Below are 16,300 nucleotides of genomic sequence, written 5' to 3' on the forward strand. Positions count from 1 at the left end.
GGGGGTGACCCGCGCCTTTGGTGATTTAGACGTCGAAATGCAGCGGTTTGACTTGCCGGAACAACCCGGTGGCATTCAAATCATCGGCCGCCTTTTGTGGCAGTGGCGCGTCAAGGTACAGCATCGCGATTGCCTCGCCTTTGGATTCAGAGCGGCCCAAGGTGAAGTTCGCGATGTTCACGTCATTCTTGCCCAAGATTGTCCCCAACGTCCCGATAATCCCCGGCACGTCTTTGTTAGTGGTGTAAAGCATGTGCTCGCCGACTTCCGCGTCAAGGTTGATCCCTTTGATCTGGATGAAACGTGGCTTGCCGTCGTTGAATACGGTACCTGCGATCGACCGTTCGCGCGTGTCGGTGACGATGGTGACCTTGACGTAACCTTCAAACGCGCCGGACTGGTCCTGCTTTGTGGTCGAGATCTTGATCCCGCGTTCTTTGGCAATGACAGGCGCCGAAACCATGTTCACGTCAGGGTTGGCGGTTTTCATGATCCCGGCGATGGTGGCCGCGGTCAGTGCCTTCAGGTTCATGCTGCTGACCTCGCCGTCGAACAGAATGTTCACAGCTTTGATCGGTTCGTCGGTCATCTGACCGATGTAGTTGCCAAGGTGACCGGACAGTTTGATCCACGGGCCCATGATCTTGGCTTCTTCGGCGGTGACCGATGGCATGTTCAGCGCGTTTTGAACCGCACCTGTCAGCAGATAGTCGGACATTTGTTCGGCCACTTGCAGTGCCACGTTTTCCTGGGCTTCGGATGTTGCGGCGCCCAAATGCGGTGTGCAGACAACATTAGGCAGGTTGAACAATGGGTTCTCGGTCGCGGGTTCTTCTGCGAACACGTCAAAAGCGGCGCCAGCAACATGGCCCGATTTGATCAGCTCTGCCAGTGCGGCTTCGTCCACCAGACCACCACGGGCGCAGTTGATGATCCGCACGCCTTTTTTGGTTTTGGCAAGGTTCTCCGCGCTCAGAATGTTTTTGGTGTCAGCGGTCAAAGGCACGTGCAGCGTGATGAAGTCAGCGCGTTTCAGCAGTTCGTCCAGTTCTACCTTTTCCACGCCGATTTCGGTGGCGCGTTCCTCGGACAGGAACGGGTCCATCGCGATCACCTTCATCTTCAGGCCGCGTGCGCGGTCGCAAACGATCGACCCGATGTTGCCTGCGCCGATCACGCCAAGGGTCTTGCCTGTTAGCTCGACACCCATGAATTTCGACTTTTCCCATTTGCCTGCGTGGGTCGATGCGCTTGCCTCGGGGATCTGGCGTGCCACGGCGAACATCATCGCAATCGCGTGTTCGGCGGTCGTGATCATGTTGCCGAAAGGCGTGTTCATGACGATGATCCCTTTGCGGGATGCGGCCTCGCGGTCGACGTTGTCCACACCGATCCCGGCGCGGCCAATCACCTTAAGGTTGGTCGCGGCGGCGATCAGTTTTTCGGTGGCCTTGGTGGCCGAACGGATAGCCAGACCATCGTATTTGCCGATAACTTCCAGCAACTTGTCCTTGTCTTTGCCAAGGTCAGGCATGAAGTCCACGTCAATGCCACGGTCCTTGAAAATCTGGACGGCGGCGTCGGAAAGGCTGTCAGAGATGAGTACTTTAGGTGCCATGTCAGGCGCTCCTTTGAAAATGGATGATCCGCGTCTCGGGTATCAGCCGAGACCTTTGGTCAACGGTCCCGGGACAGGCCCGGGACGCAAAATTATTGCGCTTCGATTTCGGTCTCGAACGCCCATGTCAGCCAAGGCAACATAGCTTCGATATCGGATGTTTCGACTGTGGCACCACACCAGATCCGCAGACCGGCAGGGGCGTCACGATAGGCACCGATATCAAGCGCGATGTTTTCCGCTTCAAGACGTTTGGCCACTGCTTTTGCAAATGCGGCACCGTCCTTGATCCGGTCATCGGTGAACTTCAGGCAGACTGATGTGTTCGACCGCGTCGCAGGATCAACCGCGAGGTTGGCGATCCAGTTGTTGGCGGCGCAGAAGCTCCAGATCGCTTGGGCGTTGGCGTTGGCCCGGTGCATCAGCGCATCCAAACCACCGATAGAGCGGCCCCATTTCAGTGCGACAAGGTAATCTTCGACTGCGAGCATCGACGGGGTGTTGATGGTTTCACCCTTAAAGATGCCTTCGATCAGTTTCCCCTTGGACGTCAGGCGGAAGATTTTCGGCAGCGGCCATGCGGGTGTATAGCTTTCCAGCCGCTCCACGGCGCGTGGCGACAGTACCAGCATCCCATGGGCTGCTTCGCCACCCATTACTTTTTGCCAGCTAAAGGTTGTCACATCAAGTTTGTCCCAGGGCAGGTCCTGGGCAAAGGCGGCCGATGTCGCATCACACAGTGTCAGACCCGCGCGGTCACCGGGGATCACGTCGCCAGTGGGGACGCGGACGCCAGATGTCGTGCCGTTCCATGTAAAGCAAACGTCGTTGTCGTAATTCAGTGCAGCCATATCGACGATTTCGCCATAGGCGGCCTCGTGGACTGTGGCGTCGATTTTTAGCTGCTTGACCACATCTGTGACCCAGCCCGCGCCGAAGGATTCCCATGCGACCATTTCTGCCGGACGTTCACCCAAAAGAGACCACATCGCCATTTCAAATGCGCCGGTGTCGGACGCGGGCACGATGCCGATGCGGTAATCCGCCGGGATGCCCAAAATGTCGCGGGTCAGGTCGATGGCTTCGGCAAGCTTGGCTTTGCCAACACCCGCACGGTGTGACCGACCCAATGGGGCGTCACGCAGCGATTCTAATTTCCAGACGGGGGGTTTGGCACATGGGCCGGAAGAAAAACGCGGATTCATTGGCCGCGCGGTCGGTTTAGTCATAACCATTGCTGGTATCCTCACAGATAATCGCCCTTCGTTGGGGAAGGGTGTCCCGATGCCGCAGATAGAGGTCCCGGTGACCTTTCACAAGCGGTAAAATGACGCTAGACCGCCGCTTGAGATACTTTTTGCGACACCCTTTGACGCCGATAGGAAACCCATGTTCACTGTAACGCTTTTGACGAACCCTGCTGTGCAGCCTCTTGATCAGGCGCTTGTTGAAAATTTGCGCAACGCTTGGGGCGGTGGCAATGCGGTTTGGTTGTCGGTGGGGGAAGCCGCCGAATTTACGGTCCCTGTGATGCCAAGTAATTTTTGGGACATCTGGGGGGATTTGCAGCGCAGCGGTGTCGATCTGGTCGCGCAAGTTACGGAAAACAGGCGTAAAAAAATGCTGTTAGCCGACATGGACAGCACCATGATCCAACAGGAATGCATTGATGAACTGGCAGCAGAGGCGGGCGTAGGTCCACGTGTCGCGGATATTACGGCCCGCGCAATGAACGGCGAACTGGATTTTAACGAAGCCCTGACAGAGCGGGTCGGGCTGTTGCGCGGCCTGCCGGAATCGGTGATCGAAAAGGTGCTGGATGAACGCATTACGCTGATGCCTGGCGGCTATGAATTGGTCAGTACAATGAAAGCGAACGGCGGATATGCCGCACTTGTTTCAGGTGGTTTTACCGCCTTCACCACGCGAATCGCAGCGATTTTGGGGTTCGACGAACACCGCGCGAACACGTTGTTGGTGGCGGATGGCAAACTGACCGGGGCGCCCGGCCTACCGATCTTGGGCAAAGCCGCCAAAGTGACGGCGCTGGAAGAGATTACTGCCCGGTTGGGAATCGGCGAGACTGATGTTTTGGCGGTGGGGGACGGCGCAAATGATTTGGGCATGTTGACCCGCGCGGGCACAGGCGTTGCATTACACGCGAAACCGTCGGTGCAAGCAGAATGCGATGTGCGTGTGAACCACGGTGACCTGACCGCTTTGCTGTTTATCCAAGGGTATTCACGCGATCAGTTCGTGACCTGATCCGCTGTGCCGGCACCGGTCACGTGAGCGATCGCAAGGATAAGCGCCATAGCGCAAGCGAACAAACATCGGAAATAGGTTCTGTCATTGTGGGTGGAATTGCACAGGGTAGTCCCTTGCAATTCCCACAGAATCTACGCCAGATGTGGGGATGAAAAACAATCTCAAACCCGCCACTATTGCCGCCCATGCCGCGGGCGCGCTTGACCCACAGTCCGGGGGCGTTGTCCCTGCGTTGCAGCCGTCGACGACGTTTCTGCGCGACGAGAATTACGATCTGATTCGCCCTGACAACATTTATTCGCGTGATAATTCGGATAATTTGCGACAGGCCGAAGCCGTGTTGCAGCGCCTCGAAGGTGCGGCGGAAACACTGCTGTTTCCGTCAGGGATGGCGGCGATTGCGGCTGTGTTTCGCACATTGCCGAATGGCGCAACGGCGGTCGTTCAATCCGGCATATATTGGGGGACCACGGCGTGGATCAGGGATTTCTGCACGCGGCGGGATATTCACCTGATCGAAGCTGATGTGCCTGATCTGGCCGAAACCTGTGCCACCCATGAACCCGCGTTGGTGTTTATCGAAACACCTTCGAACCCGTGGCTGAAAACCGTTGATGTGCGTGCATTGGCTGACGCGACCAACGCCACCCTTGTGGTTGATGCCACTGCGGCCACACCGGTGCTGATGCAGCCTTTGGCACATGGCGCGGACATTGTGATGCATTCGGCGACCAAGGGGATCAACGGGCATTCCGATGTGCTGGCGGGGGTTTTGTCGACCAATGACGCGCACACACGGATCTGGGGCGATATCCGTGCGGACCGCAAAGGTGCGGGCGCGATCCTTGGCCCGTTCGAGGCATGGTTGCTGACCCGTGCGATGCGCACACTGCCGCTGCGGGTGGAACGGATGACGCAGAACGCCCAAGTTCTGGCAGAACATCTGTTACAGCACCCGAACGTGGCGGATGTCTTCTACCCCGGCCTGCCGCACCACCCCGGCCATGCGATCGCCAAACGGCAAATGACCGGCGGATACGGCGGGTTGTTGTCAGTTCTGGTCAAGGGCGGCCGCGAAGATGCATTGCGTGTCGTTGGGAAGCTAGAGCTGTTTTTGCGGGCTACGTCACTGGGCGGAGTCGAAAGCCTTGTCGAGCACCGCCACACAATCGAGCCGCATACAGGCATCCCCGAAAACCTGATCCGAGTATCGGTGGGGATCGAAGACATCGGGGATTTGATCGCCGATTGGGATCAAGCCTTGGGATAAAGCGGCGCATCGACGGAATTGTACTTGGGGTCGGCAGTTAACCGGATTGACGATCCTATGCGGCAAAGAACGACCCGACGGGTGAAGCGTGGGTAATGATCGCGGCTAAAATCAGGGTCGCACTGCGGGTCACCTGTCACATCGCAACTGCGTTGTACGCATAATTCCAGCTGGGATGAACCTGTCCTGAATACAACTGGCTAGGTGAACAGGCCGCTGCGCATAAACATCCCTTGGGGTTTGGCGGATAAGGCGTGTGGATAAGCACGCGCCATAACGCCCCCAAAAAATTGCCGGGCACGTGGCCCGGCAAGTTCAACAGGGAGGTGGTGATATAACCCGATCACCGGCGGGAACTTGGGTCCCGACGATCTGGCAAGGGAGGGCACCAAATCGTCGGGTGGAGTACCCTACGCCACTAATCGATAGCCCCCAGATTCGGTCACAAGAAGGCGCGCATTGGACGGATCTGGTTCAATTTTTTGGCGAAGCCGATAAATATGTGTCTCGAGCGTGTGTGTCGTGACACCGGCATTATAGCCCCAAACCTCGTGCAAAAGCACATCGCGGGCGACCACACCATCGGTCGAACGATAGAGGTATTTGAGGATGTTTGTTTCCTTTTCCGTCAGGCGAACCTTCTTGTCGTCTTCGGTGATCAGCATCTTTTGGGCCGGCTTGAACGTGTATGGCCCAAGCTGGAAAACGGCATCTTCGGACTGTTCATGCGCCCGCAATTGGCTGCGAATACGCGCCAAAAGGACAGGAAATTTGAAAGGTTTGCTGACGTAATCATTGGCACCGGCGTCCAGCCCGTAGATGGTGTCAGCATCGCTATCTTGTGCTGTCAGCATGATAATCGGGCATTTGACACCTTGCTTGCGCATCAAACGGCACAGTTCGCGCCCGTCTGTGTCGGGCAGGCCCACGTCAAGGATCATCAGATCGTAAAGACCTTCTTTGGCTTTGACCATTGCACTGGCACCATCGTCAGCTTCAAAGACATCAAAGTCCTCGGTCATCAACAGTTGCTCGCCCAGCGCTTCGCGCAGATCGTCGTCGTCGTCGACCAGCAGAATTTTCTTGAGTTGTCCCATGACAGCCTCCTTGGTTACGCTTATGAAATGTGTCTTTGATACGGCGCAGACAAGGTTTCCCGTCACAAATTCACACGCTCGTGTGATGAATGGCGCAAATGTTTCACTTTGCGTCAGAACGGGGTATCTCGTTGTAACACATTGGGGGTCTTCGGCATGGGGTTTGGTCCAGATACTACAGAACGGCTGGCGCGCGCGCGGGCCGACCTGCGCATGGGGGTGCCTGTGGTGCTGGACGGTGGTGCGTTGATATGCGCGGCAGAGACGTTGGATGCCGCGCGTCTTGCCGATTTGCGCAGCTTGGGGGGCGCGCCTGTGCTTGCGGTGACAAGTTGGCGTGCTGAGACACTGAAAGCGCGCGCGTATGATGGCGATTTAGCGCGCATTGTGGTGCCCGACGATGTGGCGCTATCGTGGGTGCGTGCCATTGCCGATCCGGCGGATGATTTGCGGTCCCCGATGAAGGGCCCGCTGCAGACACTGCGCGAAGGATCTGTCGATCTGCACCGCGCGGCGATTGCCCTGACCAAAGCTGCACGCCTGCTGCCTGCTGCGATCGTGCTGCCGCTTGCGGATCCGCTGGGGTTTGCGGCAGCGCATAACCTGACGGTTGTCCCGGTCGATGCCGCGCTTGATACCGGATTGAGCCCGCTTCACCCGATCATCAGTGCCCGTTTGCCATTGACGGTGTCAGAGGCCGGTCGGTTACATATTTTCCGCCCCGACGATGGTGCAGAGGAGCATTACGCCGTGGAGATCGGCAAGCCGGACCGTAGCAAGCCGGTGCTGTCGCGCTTGCATTCGGCCTGTTTTACCGGTGATCTGCTGGGATCGTTGAAATGTGACTGTGGTCCGCAATTGCGCGGAGCCTTGGCGCAAATGGGGACCGAGGGGGCAGGGGTCTTGCTGTACCTGAACCAGGAGGGGCGCGGCATTGGGCTTGCCAATAAAATGCGCGCGTATTCGCTGCAGGATCAGGGGTTTGATACGGTCGAAGCCAACCATCGGTTGGGTTTCGAGGACGATGAACGTGATTTTCGCATCGGGGCAGAGATTTTGAAGCGGATGGGGTTCAGCGCCACGCGTCTGTTGACCAATAACCCGGCAAAAGTTGCCCGTATGGAAAGCTGCGGTATTCGTGTGACCGAGCGTGTACCCCTGAAGGTGGGCGGAAATGTGCATAACCACGCCTACCTCGCGACAAAGGCCGCCAAATCGGGGCACTTGTTATAGAGTTTGATCGCCGCGCTGGCGCGCGCTGATCCGCGGGGCGCTGCCCCGCACCCCGGAGTATTTGAAACAAAGCGAGGTGCAGGTTGGTAACCTGTTGCCACCCACGTATGAGGATCTGATGAAGCCTGCCGACCTTGTCGTAACCCCCACCCATGTCCGGTTTATGGGCCGCCGATTTCCTTGCACTATTGGTCGCGGCGGGCTGACGCGCCGCAAGACCGAAGGTGACGGTGCGACGCCGCGCGGAGTGCATTGCATTGTCGGGATGTTGTACCGGGCGGACCGGATGGCAAAGCCTGCGGATTGGGCGCTGCCGATTGGACCGTCGGACCTGTGGTCGGATGATCAGGGTGATGCGGATTATAACATGATGGTGCGTGCGCCCTATCCGCACAGTCACGAGCGTTTGCGCCGCGCTGATCCGATGTATGATTTGATCATCATCACCGATTGGAACTGGCCTTATCCTGTCAAAGGGCGCGGGTCCGCGATTTTCATCCATCAGTGGCGGGGGCCGGGCCGCCCGACGGCGGGGTGTCTTGCGTTTCGCCGGGACCATCTGCGCTGGATTGCTGCACGGATCACAGTGCAATCGCGGCTTGTTATCGCATAACGGCTGGACCTTGGACCATGATCAGGGTCAAACAGGCCCAAGATTCAATGAAAGACACCGTCATGACACCCGAAGAGATCGCGCAACTTCCTTATCGTCCCTGTGTAGGGGTGATGTTGGCCAACACCCGCGGCCATATTTTTGTGGGCCAGCGGATCGATAACGACGGAGAGGCTTGGCAAATGCCCCAAGGCGGGGTTGATGCGGGCGAGAAAACCTATGACGCGGCCTTGCGTGAGTTGGAGGAGGAAACCGGTGTCACCGCGAATCTGGTTAGCCTTGAGGCCGAGAGCGCCGGATTAATCCCCTATGATTTACCGCATGAGATGGTCCCCCGCATCTGGAAGGGACGTTTTCGCGGGCAAGAGCAGAAGTGGTATTTGTTCCGGTTTCATGGGGCGGATAACCAGATCAATATTGTCACCGCACACCCCGAGTTTTCCGCATGGAAATGGACCCCGGCAGAGACGTTGGTGGACGCAATTGTCCCGTTCAAACGTGCAGTTTATGCGCGGGTCTTGGAAGAGTTTCGCGACAAGCTGTAAAGAATTTTGGCCACCAGGAAACCGACGTGCAGATCCGTCATATAGCGACGGCTGCTTTAGCCCGACAGGAGACGCAGATGAAATCGATCGTTATAGCTGCCCTTTGTACCGTGATCGCCGGTCAGGCACATGCGTTAAGCTGCATGCGCCCCGACCCGTTTCGGACGTTTTCCGAACTTGCTGCGGCAGAGGAAGATTACTTTGTCCTGTATGGCACGCTGACCTTTGACGAAAAAGCGCTCCCGCCGGGTTTTCGGGACGCACCCGGCGCAGACCCTGACCCCATTCCTGCGCAATTTACCGGCAAGGGTTTGACCCGCAACGGGTTTACGTCGGACTACATTAGTCCCGCAGTTTTGCAGGTGGGCTGCGTTGCGAATTACTGTGGCGCGGCAAGCAGCGGCGCGCCCGCACTTTATTTTGTCCGTGCAGACAATACGCCAGTGCACATGCAAGCCAGCCCGTGCGGCGGGCGCATTTTTGAGGAACCGTCGCAGGCGGTCTTGGATCAGTTGACCGCCTGCATGCAGGGCGCTGATTGCTCAGCGCAGACGTTCGAGTAACGCGACGGACGCATGCCCGTCGGGAATTAAACCCTGGCGCCCTTGATAGGCCTGAATGGCGGCGCGGGTGTTGGGGCCGATTTGCCCATCTACGCCGCCGGTGGAATACCCGGCATTTGTCAATCGCTGCTGTAATTCGCTGCGTTCTGCGCGGCGCAACTGACGTTCACCCGCTGGCCACTGTGCGCGCAGACCGTCCATTCCGCGGATGCGGTCGGCCAAGTGGCCGACGCCGATGATGTAGGCTTCGGCATTGTTATATCGCGAAATCACATCAAAGTTGCGAAAGACGAGAAAGGCAGGCCCACCAGCCCCCGTGGGTGTGATCAGCGAGGCATTACCATAATTCGCCACAGCCCGGCCGTTCACGTCACCCACGCCCTGTTGCGCCCAATCTGCCGGGCTGCGTGTGACTGTTCGGCCAGTTTGGCGATAGTCGAATCCGCGCGGCAATATCACCTCGACCCCCCATGGTTGTCCCGGCTGCCAGCCGAACCGCCCGAGATAGGCGGCGGTGGAGGCAAGTGCGTCACTGGGATCGTCAGCCCAAATGTCGCGGCGGCCATCGCCGGTGAAATCCACGGCATAGGCTTCGTATGATGTGGGGATGAATTGGGTGTGGCCCATTGCGCCGGCCCATGACCCGGTCATGTTGCGCGGGGCAACGTCCCCATGCTGCAGGATTTTCAGCGCGGCGATAAGCTGGGATTCAAAGAACTGGCCGCGCCGCCCCTCGTAGGCAAGTGTAGCGAGTGTCGAGATCAACGGCGTGCTTCCACGCCTTTGGCCATAGTTGCTTTCCATGCCCCAGACCGCCAGCACCACATGCGGTTCGACGCCATAGGTGGCGTCAATACGGGCCATCAGGTTGGCATGCTCGCGCAGCATTGCGCGCCCATTGCGTACCCGGTCGTCAGAGGCGGCTGTGGCCATGTAATCGGCCAGCGGTTTCACGAACTCGGATTGGTTGCGGTCCCGGTCAATGCTGTCCTGAAGGTATTGCGCCCCGGCAAAAGCCGCATCGAATGTGCGGTCCGAAATGCCTGCTGCATTGGCGCGTGACCGAAAGTTTGCGATCCATGTACCTAAGCCGCGCGCATCGGCATGGGCTGCGCTGCCCAGTGCCACTGCGGAAACTGTTGTTGCGATAAACTGTCTGCGATCCATCTTTGCCTCTGATTTTTATTTTGTGTATGTCTAGCGCAAATTTAACTGTTTTTGAAATCAACTCTGCGTCGGACCGCATATTTCCGCTGGTATCATCAGTGATACGCGGGGTTATCTTCAAGGTTGCTGGATATACGCCTGCTGGTGGGCGACTGGCAGCAAGGCTGAAACGGGGTCAAACGGCGTATGTAACGCAGGTTTCACGTCGCATATGGGTGGCGGGTGTGCGATTTACGGGCATTGTGCCGGATCGGCTGTCTTTGCTGATCCGGCACGCGCTGTCGTATCGTCGCTAGCTGCGGCTGCGTTTGACCTTGCGGGCCACTTTGGCCGATTTTTTCTTGGCAGATCCGACCTTGCGGCGCGCCGGTTTTCCGCGCCCACGGACCGGGCCGCGCGGCACGTTCCGGTCGTCGATGGTTAAAAGTTCAACGATCAGCCCACCCGTCACGGGTGCGGCTTCGACCAGCTTGACGGTGACCCGCTGCCCGAGCGCGATGATCAGCCCTGTGTCCGCACCCATCAGCGTTTGGCTGTCGGCGTCATAATGGAAATACTCGCGGCCCAGTGTGCGGATCGGGATCATGCCGTCAGCGCCTGTTTCATCCAGTTTGACGAACACACCAAATTTAGCGATCCCGCTGATCCGGCCAGGCATTTCGAGCCCGATACGGTCCGATAGGAACGCTGCCAAATACCGGTCTGTCGTGTCGCGTTCGGCCATCATAGACCGGCGTTCGGTGTCGCTGATCAACTTTGCGGTGTCAGGCAAATGTTCCACATCCCATGCCGAAAGGCCATCGTCACCCCAGCCGTGACAGGCAATCAGCGCGCGATGCACGATCAGGTCGGAATAGCGGCGAATAGGCGACGTAAAATGCGCATAGGCGATCAATGCCAAGCCAAAGTGGCCAAAGTTTTCCGGGTTATAATAGGCCTGCGTCATCGACCGCAGCGTCGCCATATTGACCAGTTCGGCGTTGTCGGTACCTTTGGCTTGCGCCAACAGACTGTTGAGGTGTGCAGTTTTCAAAACCTGCCCCTTGGCAAGCACCAGCCCGGACGCATTTGCGACCTCGCGGAGTGCGTCCATTTTATCGGCGCTCGGCTCTTCGTGGACGCGGAACAACAATGGGGACTTCTTGGCAACAAGGGTTTCGGCGGCTGCGACGTTCGCCAGCACCATGAATTCTTCGATTAAACGGTGGGCGTCCAAACGCTCTTTGAAGTTCACCGAACTGACCTTGCCGTCATCGGTCAGCACGATTTGGCGTTCGGGCAGGTCCAGCTCTAGCGGTTGGCGATCCGCGCGGGCCATCGTTAGCGCGCTGTAGGCCGCATAAAGCGGGCGGATGATGTCATCAAGCAGCGGGGCGACTTTGTCGTTTGCGCTGCCGTCGATCGCATCCTGAACTTCTTCATAGTTCAAGGATGCAACTGATTTCATCAGCCCGCGGTGGAATGTGTGGCCGATCTTTTTGCCTGCGGCGTCAATGCGCATTGCGACCGCCAGACAGGCGCGCTCTACGCCTTCGTGCAGCGAACACAGATCGCCGGACAGGCGGTCGGGTAACATCGGCACGACGCGGTCGGGGAAGTAGGTGGAATTGCCGCGTTTGCGGGCTTCGCGGTCAAGGTCTGAATTCGGCGTGACGTAATGCGCGACATCGGCAATGGCGACCCAGATGATGAATCCGCCCGCATTGGCGGGGTCTGTGTCCGGTTCGACATAGCAGGCATCATCATGGTCGCGGGCGTCCCACGGGTCGATTGTGATCAGCGGCAGGTCGCGCAAATCTTTGCGACCGTTCAGGTCTGCAGGTTTGGCGGCGTCGGCTTCAGCCACAACCGCGTCCGGAAAGTGGTCGGGTATGCCGTGCTGATGGATCGCGATCAGCGATACTGCGCGGGGTGCGCTGGGATCACCCAGCCGGGCGACAATGCGTGCGTTCGGCAGGCCCATCCGGCCTTTTGGTCCGGCTTGTTCTGCCTCGACCAATTCACCGTCTTTCGCACCACCTGTTGCGCCCGCGGCCACGTTCCATTCTTTGTCGGACCCTTTGTCGATGGGCAGCACCCGACCACCTTCAGAGCCTGCGCGGAACACCCCGAGGATGCGCAAAGGGTTGGTTCCGATCCGGCGGATCATCCGGGCGGTGTGCGAATGGTGTTCGGTTTTGTCGACCGTCAGGCGGCCCAGAATGCGGTCGCCTTTGCCAAGCGCTGGGTCGCTGTCACGCTGCAACATCAGGATGACGGGTTCGGGGCCTTCGCCCTTCCATTCCAATGGCCGCGCAAACAGGTCGCCATCGGCGCCAGGGCCAGTGATTTCCAGAACTGATACCGGCGGCAAATCTTCGGCATCGCGGTAAGATGACCGCCGCTTGGTCAGTTTGCCCGCTTCCTCAAGTTCCTTGAGCAGACGCTTGAGGTCGATACGGGCGGCCCCTTTGATACCAAAGGCCTTCGCGATATCGCGTTTGGCGGCTTTGGTGGGATTTTGGGCGATCCATTCAAGGATCTCGGATTTTGAAGGAATACGTGTCATGCGCCAGCCCTAGCATGCGTTGCAAGGGGCGTCATTATAAATGGTATATCGGGCCTGCGCCTGCGCTATTGCCAAAATGTAAGCGGGAAAGTGCCGGCGTCGAGATCGGCGCATGCAGCGGTAAAAATAGTCTGTAAATTCGGCGCTCAGAACAAAGTGTAAATCGCACACTTTTGCATGAGGGAATTGTGAATGCAGGTATCATACATCGGATTTTATGCGTTGTATTGGGGCGTCCCTGTGCTGATCGTGCTGATCGGCACGATGATTGCGGTCAGGCTGTCGCACAAAAAGGCAAAAGGGGTGCTGATTATCGCAGGCTTCGTCGCAGCCAGCATATATTATTTTTGGTTCGATTTGACCGTAAAGCATGAGGCGTTGACCGTGTATACGGCAAAAACCTGTGGCGAAAGCGACGTGCGCTATCACTTGCCGTTTGGCGATGGCATTCAGGTGAAGTTTGACAATGAGATTGATCGTTCAGCACGAACCATCGGGTATTATGCAGGATTGACGGCCATCTCAAATCAATCGGACCGTTATTTGATCATCACCGAGGCGATTTATACGCATGAGGGTGCGCCAGCACGCCGTCGTCCGAATTTGGACGGGTACGTCATTCCGATGGGCGAAACCCATGCGATGCAAATTCATGACAGTGATATGTATTTCCTAAGGCCACGCCCCAAGGACGTCCGTGTGACGACATCAGGGTTCGAGTTGAGCAAATATGAGGTACAGTGCAAATTGACCCCCGGCGAGAGTGTCGAATTTTAAGAGGGCAGTCAGATAGTGGCGAACGCCTGACCCCCCGATACTAAAGCGGGCAAACCATGTCCTGATGCGGAATGCCTGCATCATCATAAAACGGCCCTTGGGCCACAAACCCCAGCTTTTCGTAGAACCCGATGGCGTGGTCCTGGGCGCTAAGTTTCGCGCGGGTGATGCCTGGCAGTGTGCGCAGATGGTCCATCGCTGCGGTCACAATCCGGGCGCCAAGCCCGGTGCCGCGCTGATCTTTCAGCACACAAATCCGTCCGATTTTGCCGGTGTCGTCGTGGATTAATATCCGCGCGGTTCCGACAGGTTGCGCGCCTATCGTCGCAAGCAGGTGAACCGCAACATCATCCAAATCGTCCATTTCGTCCGCTTCCGAAATGCCCTGTTCATCCATAAACACCACGCGGCGCAGCGCGATGCAGGGGGCGTAATCGGTGACGACGGAAATCATGCGAAGTAGTCCCTGAGGATGCGGGTGTAGATCGCCTTGAGCTGGCTGATCTGCACGACCTCGACCCGTTCGTCGACTTGGTGCATGGTTTTCCCGACCAGACCAAATTCGACGACAGGGCAGTGGTCTTTGACAAAACGTGCGTCTGAAGTACCGCCCGATGTGGACAGTTCGGGTGCGCGCCCGGTTTCTGCCAAGACCGCCTTGGACACGAGATCGGACAGATCGCCCGGCGGGGTGACAAAGCTTTCGCCCGAAACTTTGACCTTGGTATCCACGGTGACACCGAAGGTGGTGGTGATCTGCGCGGTTTCTTCGGCGAACCAATCAAGGATGGATTGACTGGAGTGCGCGTCGTTGAAACGCACGTTGACGGCTGCTGTACAGCTGGCGGGGATCACGTTGGTTGCAGGGTTGCCGGTATCGATCGTCACAACGGCCAGTGTTGACGGATCAAAGTGGTCGGTCCCTGCGTCTAGCTGATAGGATGACAGCCGGTCGACCAGTCGCGCCATCGCCGGCAGCGGGTTGTTGGCGCGGTGCGGATAGGCCGAGTGCCCTTGCGTGCCGCGCACAGTGAACCACGCGGTAAGCGACCCGCGCCGCCCGATCTTCATCGCCTCGCCCATTTCGTTGGGGCATGTGGGTTCGCCGACAAGGCAGACCGACATCGCCTCGTTATTGGCCTGCATCCAGTCAAGAAGGGCGGTGGTCCCGTCCAGGGCATCCGCCTCTTCATCGCCGGTAATGGCGAGCACAATCGCCCCGTCGGGTGGCGTGGTTGCGACAAAATCAATCGCAGCGGCTGCAAAGGCGGCGACGCCTGACTTCATGTCAGTCGCGCCGCGCCCATACATAAACCCGTCTTTGATTTCGGCGCCAAAAGGGTCGACCGTCCAATCATCCCGGTTGCCAACCGGCACCACATCGGTGTGGCCGTTAAAACCAAACGTGCGGTTCGCACCCTGACGCCCCCAGCGGGCATAGAGGTTGGCAATGCCACCGCGGTCCACGCGGGTGCAAACAAAACCGCCGTCGGTCAAAAGCTTTTCCAGCAGCACCAACGCGCCACCTTCGGCTGGGGTGACGGACGGACAGCGGATCAGGTCGGCGGTCAGAGCAATCGGATCGATAGGCATATGAAACTCCTTTGCGCTATGGCTAGCGGCTGTTGCGTGGGGATGCAAACGGCGCCAGCAAAAAAAAAGGTAGGGCATTACCTATCTTTTTATTGACGGAAGACACGGGTATCGAAAAGATAGGCGCATGGCTAAGTATGACGCGCAACTTGATCTGCATTTTACCGCATTGGGGGACCCGACACGGCGGATGGTACTGGCCCGCCTTGCGCGCGGCCCGGCCAGCGTCAGCGAACTTGCCGCGCCGCACGACATGGCGCTTTCGTCCTTTCTGGGACATTTGAAAAAGCTTGAGGATGCGGGTCTGATGGTGTCGACCAAAACGGGACGGGTGCGGGTCTGCACCCTGTCTGCGGATGCTTTTAGCCCTGCCCAAGACTGGCTGACCACACAAAAGGCGGCTTGGAACGGCCGCCTTGACCGCCTTGACGATTATATTGCCACGCTCATGAAGGAGAAAAACAGTGGACCTTGACCCGACAACCGATCTTTGCCTGAAACGTACGATTGATGCGCCCCGGATGCTGTTGTGGGAATGCTGGACCACGCCGGCGCATATCAAACATTTCTTCGTGCCAAAGCCCCATAGCGTCACATCCAGCGACATTGATTTGCAGGTTGGCGGCAGATTTAACACCACGTTCAACGTTGAGGGCAACGAGATGGTAAACAACGGCGTCTACCTTGAAATTCAAGAGGGACGTAAGCTGGTGTTTACCGATACATATAGTGAAGGCTGGAAGCCCGCGCCGGACCCATTCATGACGGCGATCATCTTGTTGGAGGATGCGGCGAACGGGGGCACGGCGTACACTGCGATCGCGCGCCATCGATCTGCCGAGGCCTGCAAAAACCACGAAGACATGGGTTTCTTTGATGGATGGGGCACGGTTGTTAGCCAGCTCGAGGCATATGCAAAGGGTCTTTAGGAGATTATCACCTCTGGTTCTTTCGTCGCGCAAAGCTCATTTTTTGTGCGACGATTCCGCCGAAAAAAAATGATGCGCC

The 16,300-nt window shown here is 57.8% G+C and carries 16 protein-coding genes; 9 read left to right on the forward strand and 7 right to left on the reverse strand.

What is annotated here, in order from left to right; genetic code table 11:
• Nucleotides 1-25: 25 nt before the first annotated feature.
• A complete protein-coding gene (serA, locus tag ACXJGX_RS12525; protein ID WP_474782159.1) occupies nt 26-1,618 on the reverse strand; it encodes a phosphoglycerate dehydrogenase in 1,593 nt (530 codons plus the stop codon).
• 92 nt (nt 1,619-1,710) lie between these two features.
• Nucleotides 1,711-2,853 carry a phosphoserine transaminase gene (locus ACXJGX_RS12530; protein ID WP_474782161.1) on the reverse strand — a complete coding sequence of 381 codons (1,143 nt, stop codon included), beginning with the start codon at nt 2,851-2,853 and terminating at the stop codon, nt 1,711-1,713.
• Nucleotides 2,854-3,007: 154 nt separating this feature from the next.
• Between ACXJGX_RS12530 and serB the strand changes: the two genes are divergently transcribed.
• Both serB and ACXJGX_RS12540 read left to right on the forward strand, forming a co-directional pair.
• Entirely contained in the window at nt 3,008-3,883 is an 876-nt protein-coding gene (gene serB / locus ACXJGX_RS12535) for a phosphoserine phosphatase SerB (RefSeq protein ID WP_474782163.1), read from the forward strand.
• 151 nt (nt 3,884-4,034) lie between these two features.
• Nucleotides 4,035-5,156: a trans-sulfuration enzyme family protein gene (locus tag ACXJGX_RS12540; RefSeq protein WP_474782165.1), complete on the forward strand. Its 1,122-nt coding sequence runs from the start codon at nt 4,035-4,037 to the stop codon at nt 5,154-5,156.
• A 410-nt stretch (nt 5,157-5,566) separates the two neighbouring features.
• On the opposite strand, the gene ACXJGX_RS12545 is transcribed toward ACXJGX_RS12540, so the two are convergent.
• Nucleotides 5,567-6,253, reverse strand: coding sequence for a response regulator transcription factor (locus tag ACXJGX_RS12545; protein ID WP_474782167.1), 687 nt, complete (start codon nt 6,251-6,253; stop codon nt 5,567-5,569).
• 156 nt (nt 6,254-6,409) lie between these two features.
• Here ACXJGX_RS12545 and ribA point away from each other — a divergent pair, with 156 nt between their 5' ends.
• The 4 genes from ribA (at nt 6,410) to ACXJGX_RS12565 (ending at nt 9,207) form a co-directional block, all read left to right on the forward strand.
• On the forward strand, nt 6,410-7,486 hold the full coding sequence (gene ribA, locus ACXJGX_RS12550) for a GTP cyclohydrolase II (protein WP_474782169.1): 1,077 nt from the start codon (nt 6,410-6,412) through the stop codon (nt 7,484-7,486).
• 118 nt (nt 7,487-7,604) lie between these two features.
• Nucleotides 7,605-8,099, forward strand: a complete 495-nt coding sequence (locus tag ACXJGX_RS12555; protein ID WP_474782171.1) for a L,D-transpeptidase family protein — start codon at nt 7,605-7,607, stop codon at nt 8,097-8,099.
• A gap of 62 nt (nt 8,100-8,161) precedes the next feature.
• On the forward strand, nt 8,162-8,644 hold the full coding sequence (locus tag ACXJGX_RS12560; protein WP_474782470.1) for an RNA pyrophosphohydrolase: 483 nt from the start codon (nt 8,162-8,164) through the stop codon (nt 8,642-8,644).
• Between the two features lie 77 nt (nt 8,645-8,721).
• The gene (locus tag ACXJGX_RS12565; RefSeq protein ID WP_474782173.1) at nt 8,722-9,207 is read left to right on the forward strand and encodes a hypothetical protein; all 486 of its coding nucleotides are present in this window, start codon (nt 8,722-8,724) and stop codon (nt 9,205-9,207) included.
• Here the strand turns inward: ACXJGX_RS12565 and ACXJGX_RS12570 are convergent.
• The gene (locus ACXJGX_RS12570) at nt 9,187-10,374 is read right to left on the reverse strand and encodes a lytic murein transglycosylase (RefSeq protein ID WP_474782175.1); all 1,188 of its coding nucleotides are present in this window, start codon (nt 10,372-10,374) and stop codon (nt 9,187-9,189) included. The two genes, ACXJGX_RS12565 and ACXJGX_RS12570, sit on opposite strands and share 21 nt — an antisense overlap.
• A 292-nt stretch (nt 10,375-10,666) precedes the next feature.
• A complete protein-coding gene (gene rnr / locus ACXJGX_RS12575; RefSeq protein ID WP_474782177.1) occupies nt 10,667-12,922 on the reverse strand; it encodes a ribonuclease R in 2,256 nt (751 codons plus the stop codon).
• 192 nt (nt 12,923-13,114) lie between these two features.
• On the opposite strand from rnr, the gene ACXJGX_RS12580 reads away from it, so the two are divergent.
• Nucleotides 13,115-13,699: a hypothetical protein gene (locus ACXJGX_RS12580; protein WP_474782179.1), complete on the forward strand. Its 585-nt coding sequence runs from the start codon at nt 13,115-13,117 to the stop codon at nt 13,697-13,699.
• Between the two features lie 40 nt (nt 13,700-13,739).
• Here the strand turns inward: ACXJGX_RS12580 and ACXJGX_RS12585 are convergent, their stop codons facing one another.
• Together ACXJGX_RS12585 and dapE are read right to left on the reverse strand one after the other, a co-directional pair.
• On the reverse strand, nt 13,740-14,153 hold the full coding sequence (locus tag ACXJGX_RS12585; protein WP_474782181.1) for a GNAT family N-acetyltransferase: 414 nt from the start codon (nt 14,151-14,153) through the stop codon (nt 13,740-13,742).
• Nucleotides 14,150-15,292, reverse strand: a complete 1,143-nt coding sequence (dapE, locus tag ACXJGX_RS12590) for a succinyl-diaminopimelate desuccinylase (RefSeq protein ID WP_474782183.1) — start codon at nt 15,290-15,292, stop codon at nt 14,150-14,152. Before dapE ends, ACXJGX_RS12585 begins: the two co-directional genes overlap by 4 nt.
• A gap of 127 nt (nt 15,293-15,419) precedes the next feature.
• Between dapE and ACXJGX_RS12595 the strand changes: the two genes are divergently transcribed.
• Together ACXJGX_RS12595 and ACXJGX_RS12600 are read left to right on the forward strand one after the other, a co-directional pair.
• Nucleotides 15,420-15,767: an ArsR/SmtB family transcription factor gene (locus ACXJGX_RS12595; protein ID WP_474782185.1), complete on the forward strand. Its 348-nt coding sequence runs from the start codon at nt 15,420-15,422 to the stop codon at nt 15,765-15,767.
• Nucleotides 15,757-16,221 (forward strand): SRPBCC family protein, encoded by a 465-nt coding sequence (locus ACXJGX_RS12600; protein ID WP_474782187.1) that lies wholly within the window; start codon nt 15,757-15,759, stop codon nt 16,219-16,221. Before ACXJGX_RS12595 ends, ACXJGX_RS12600 begins: the two co-directional genes overlap by 11 nt.
• The last annotated feature ends 79 nt before the right edge of the window (nt 16,222-16,300 follow it).

Source organism: Yoonia sp. SWMV100, from assembly GCF_056108365.1.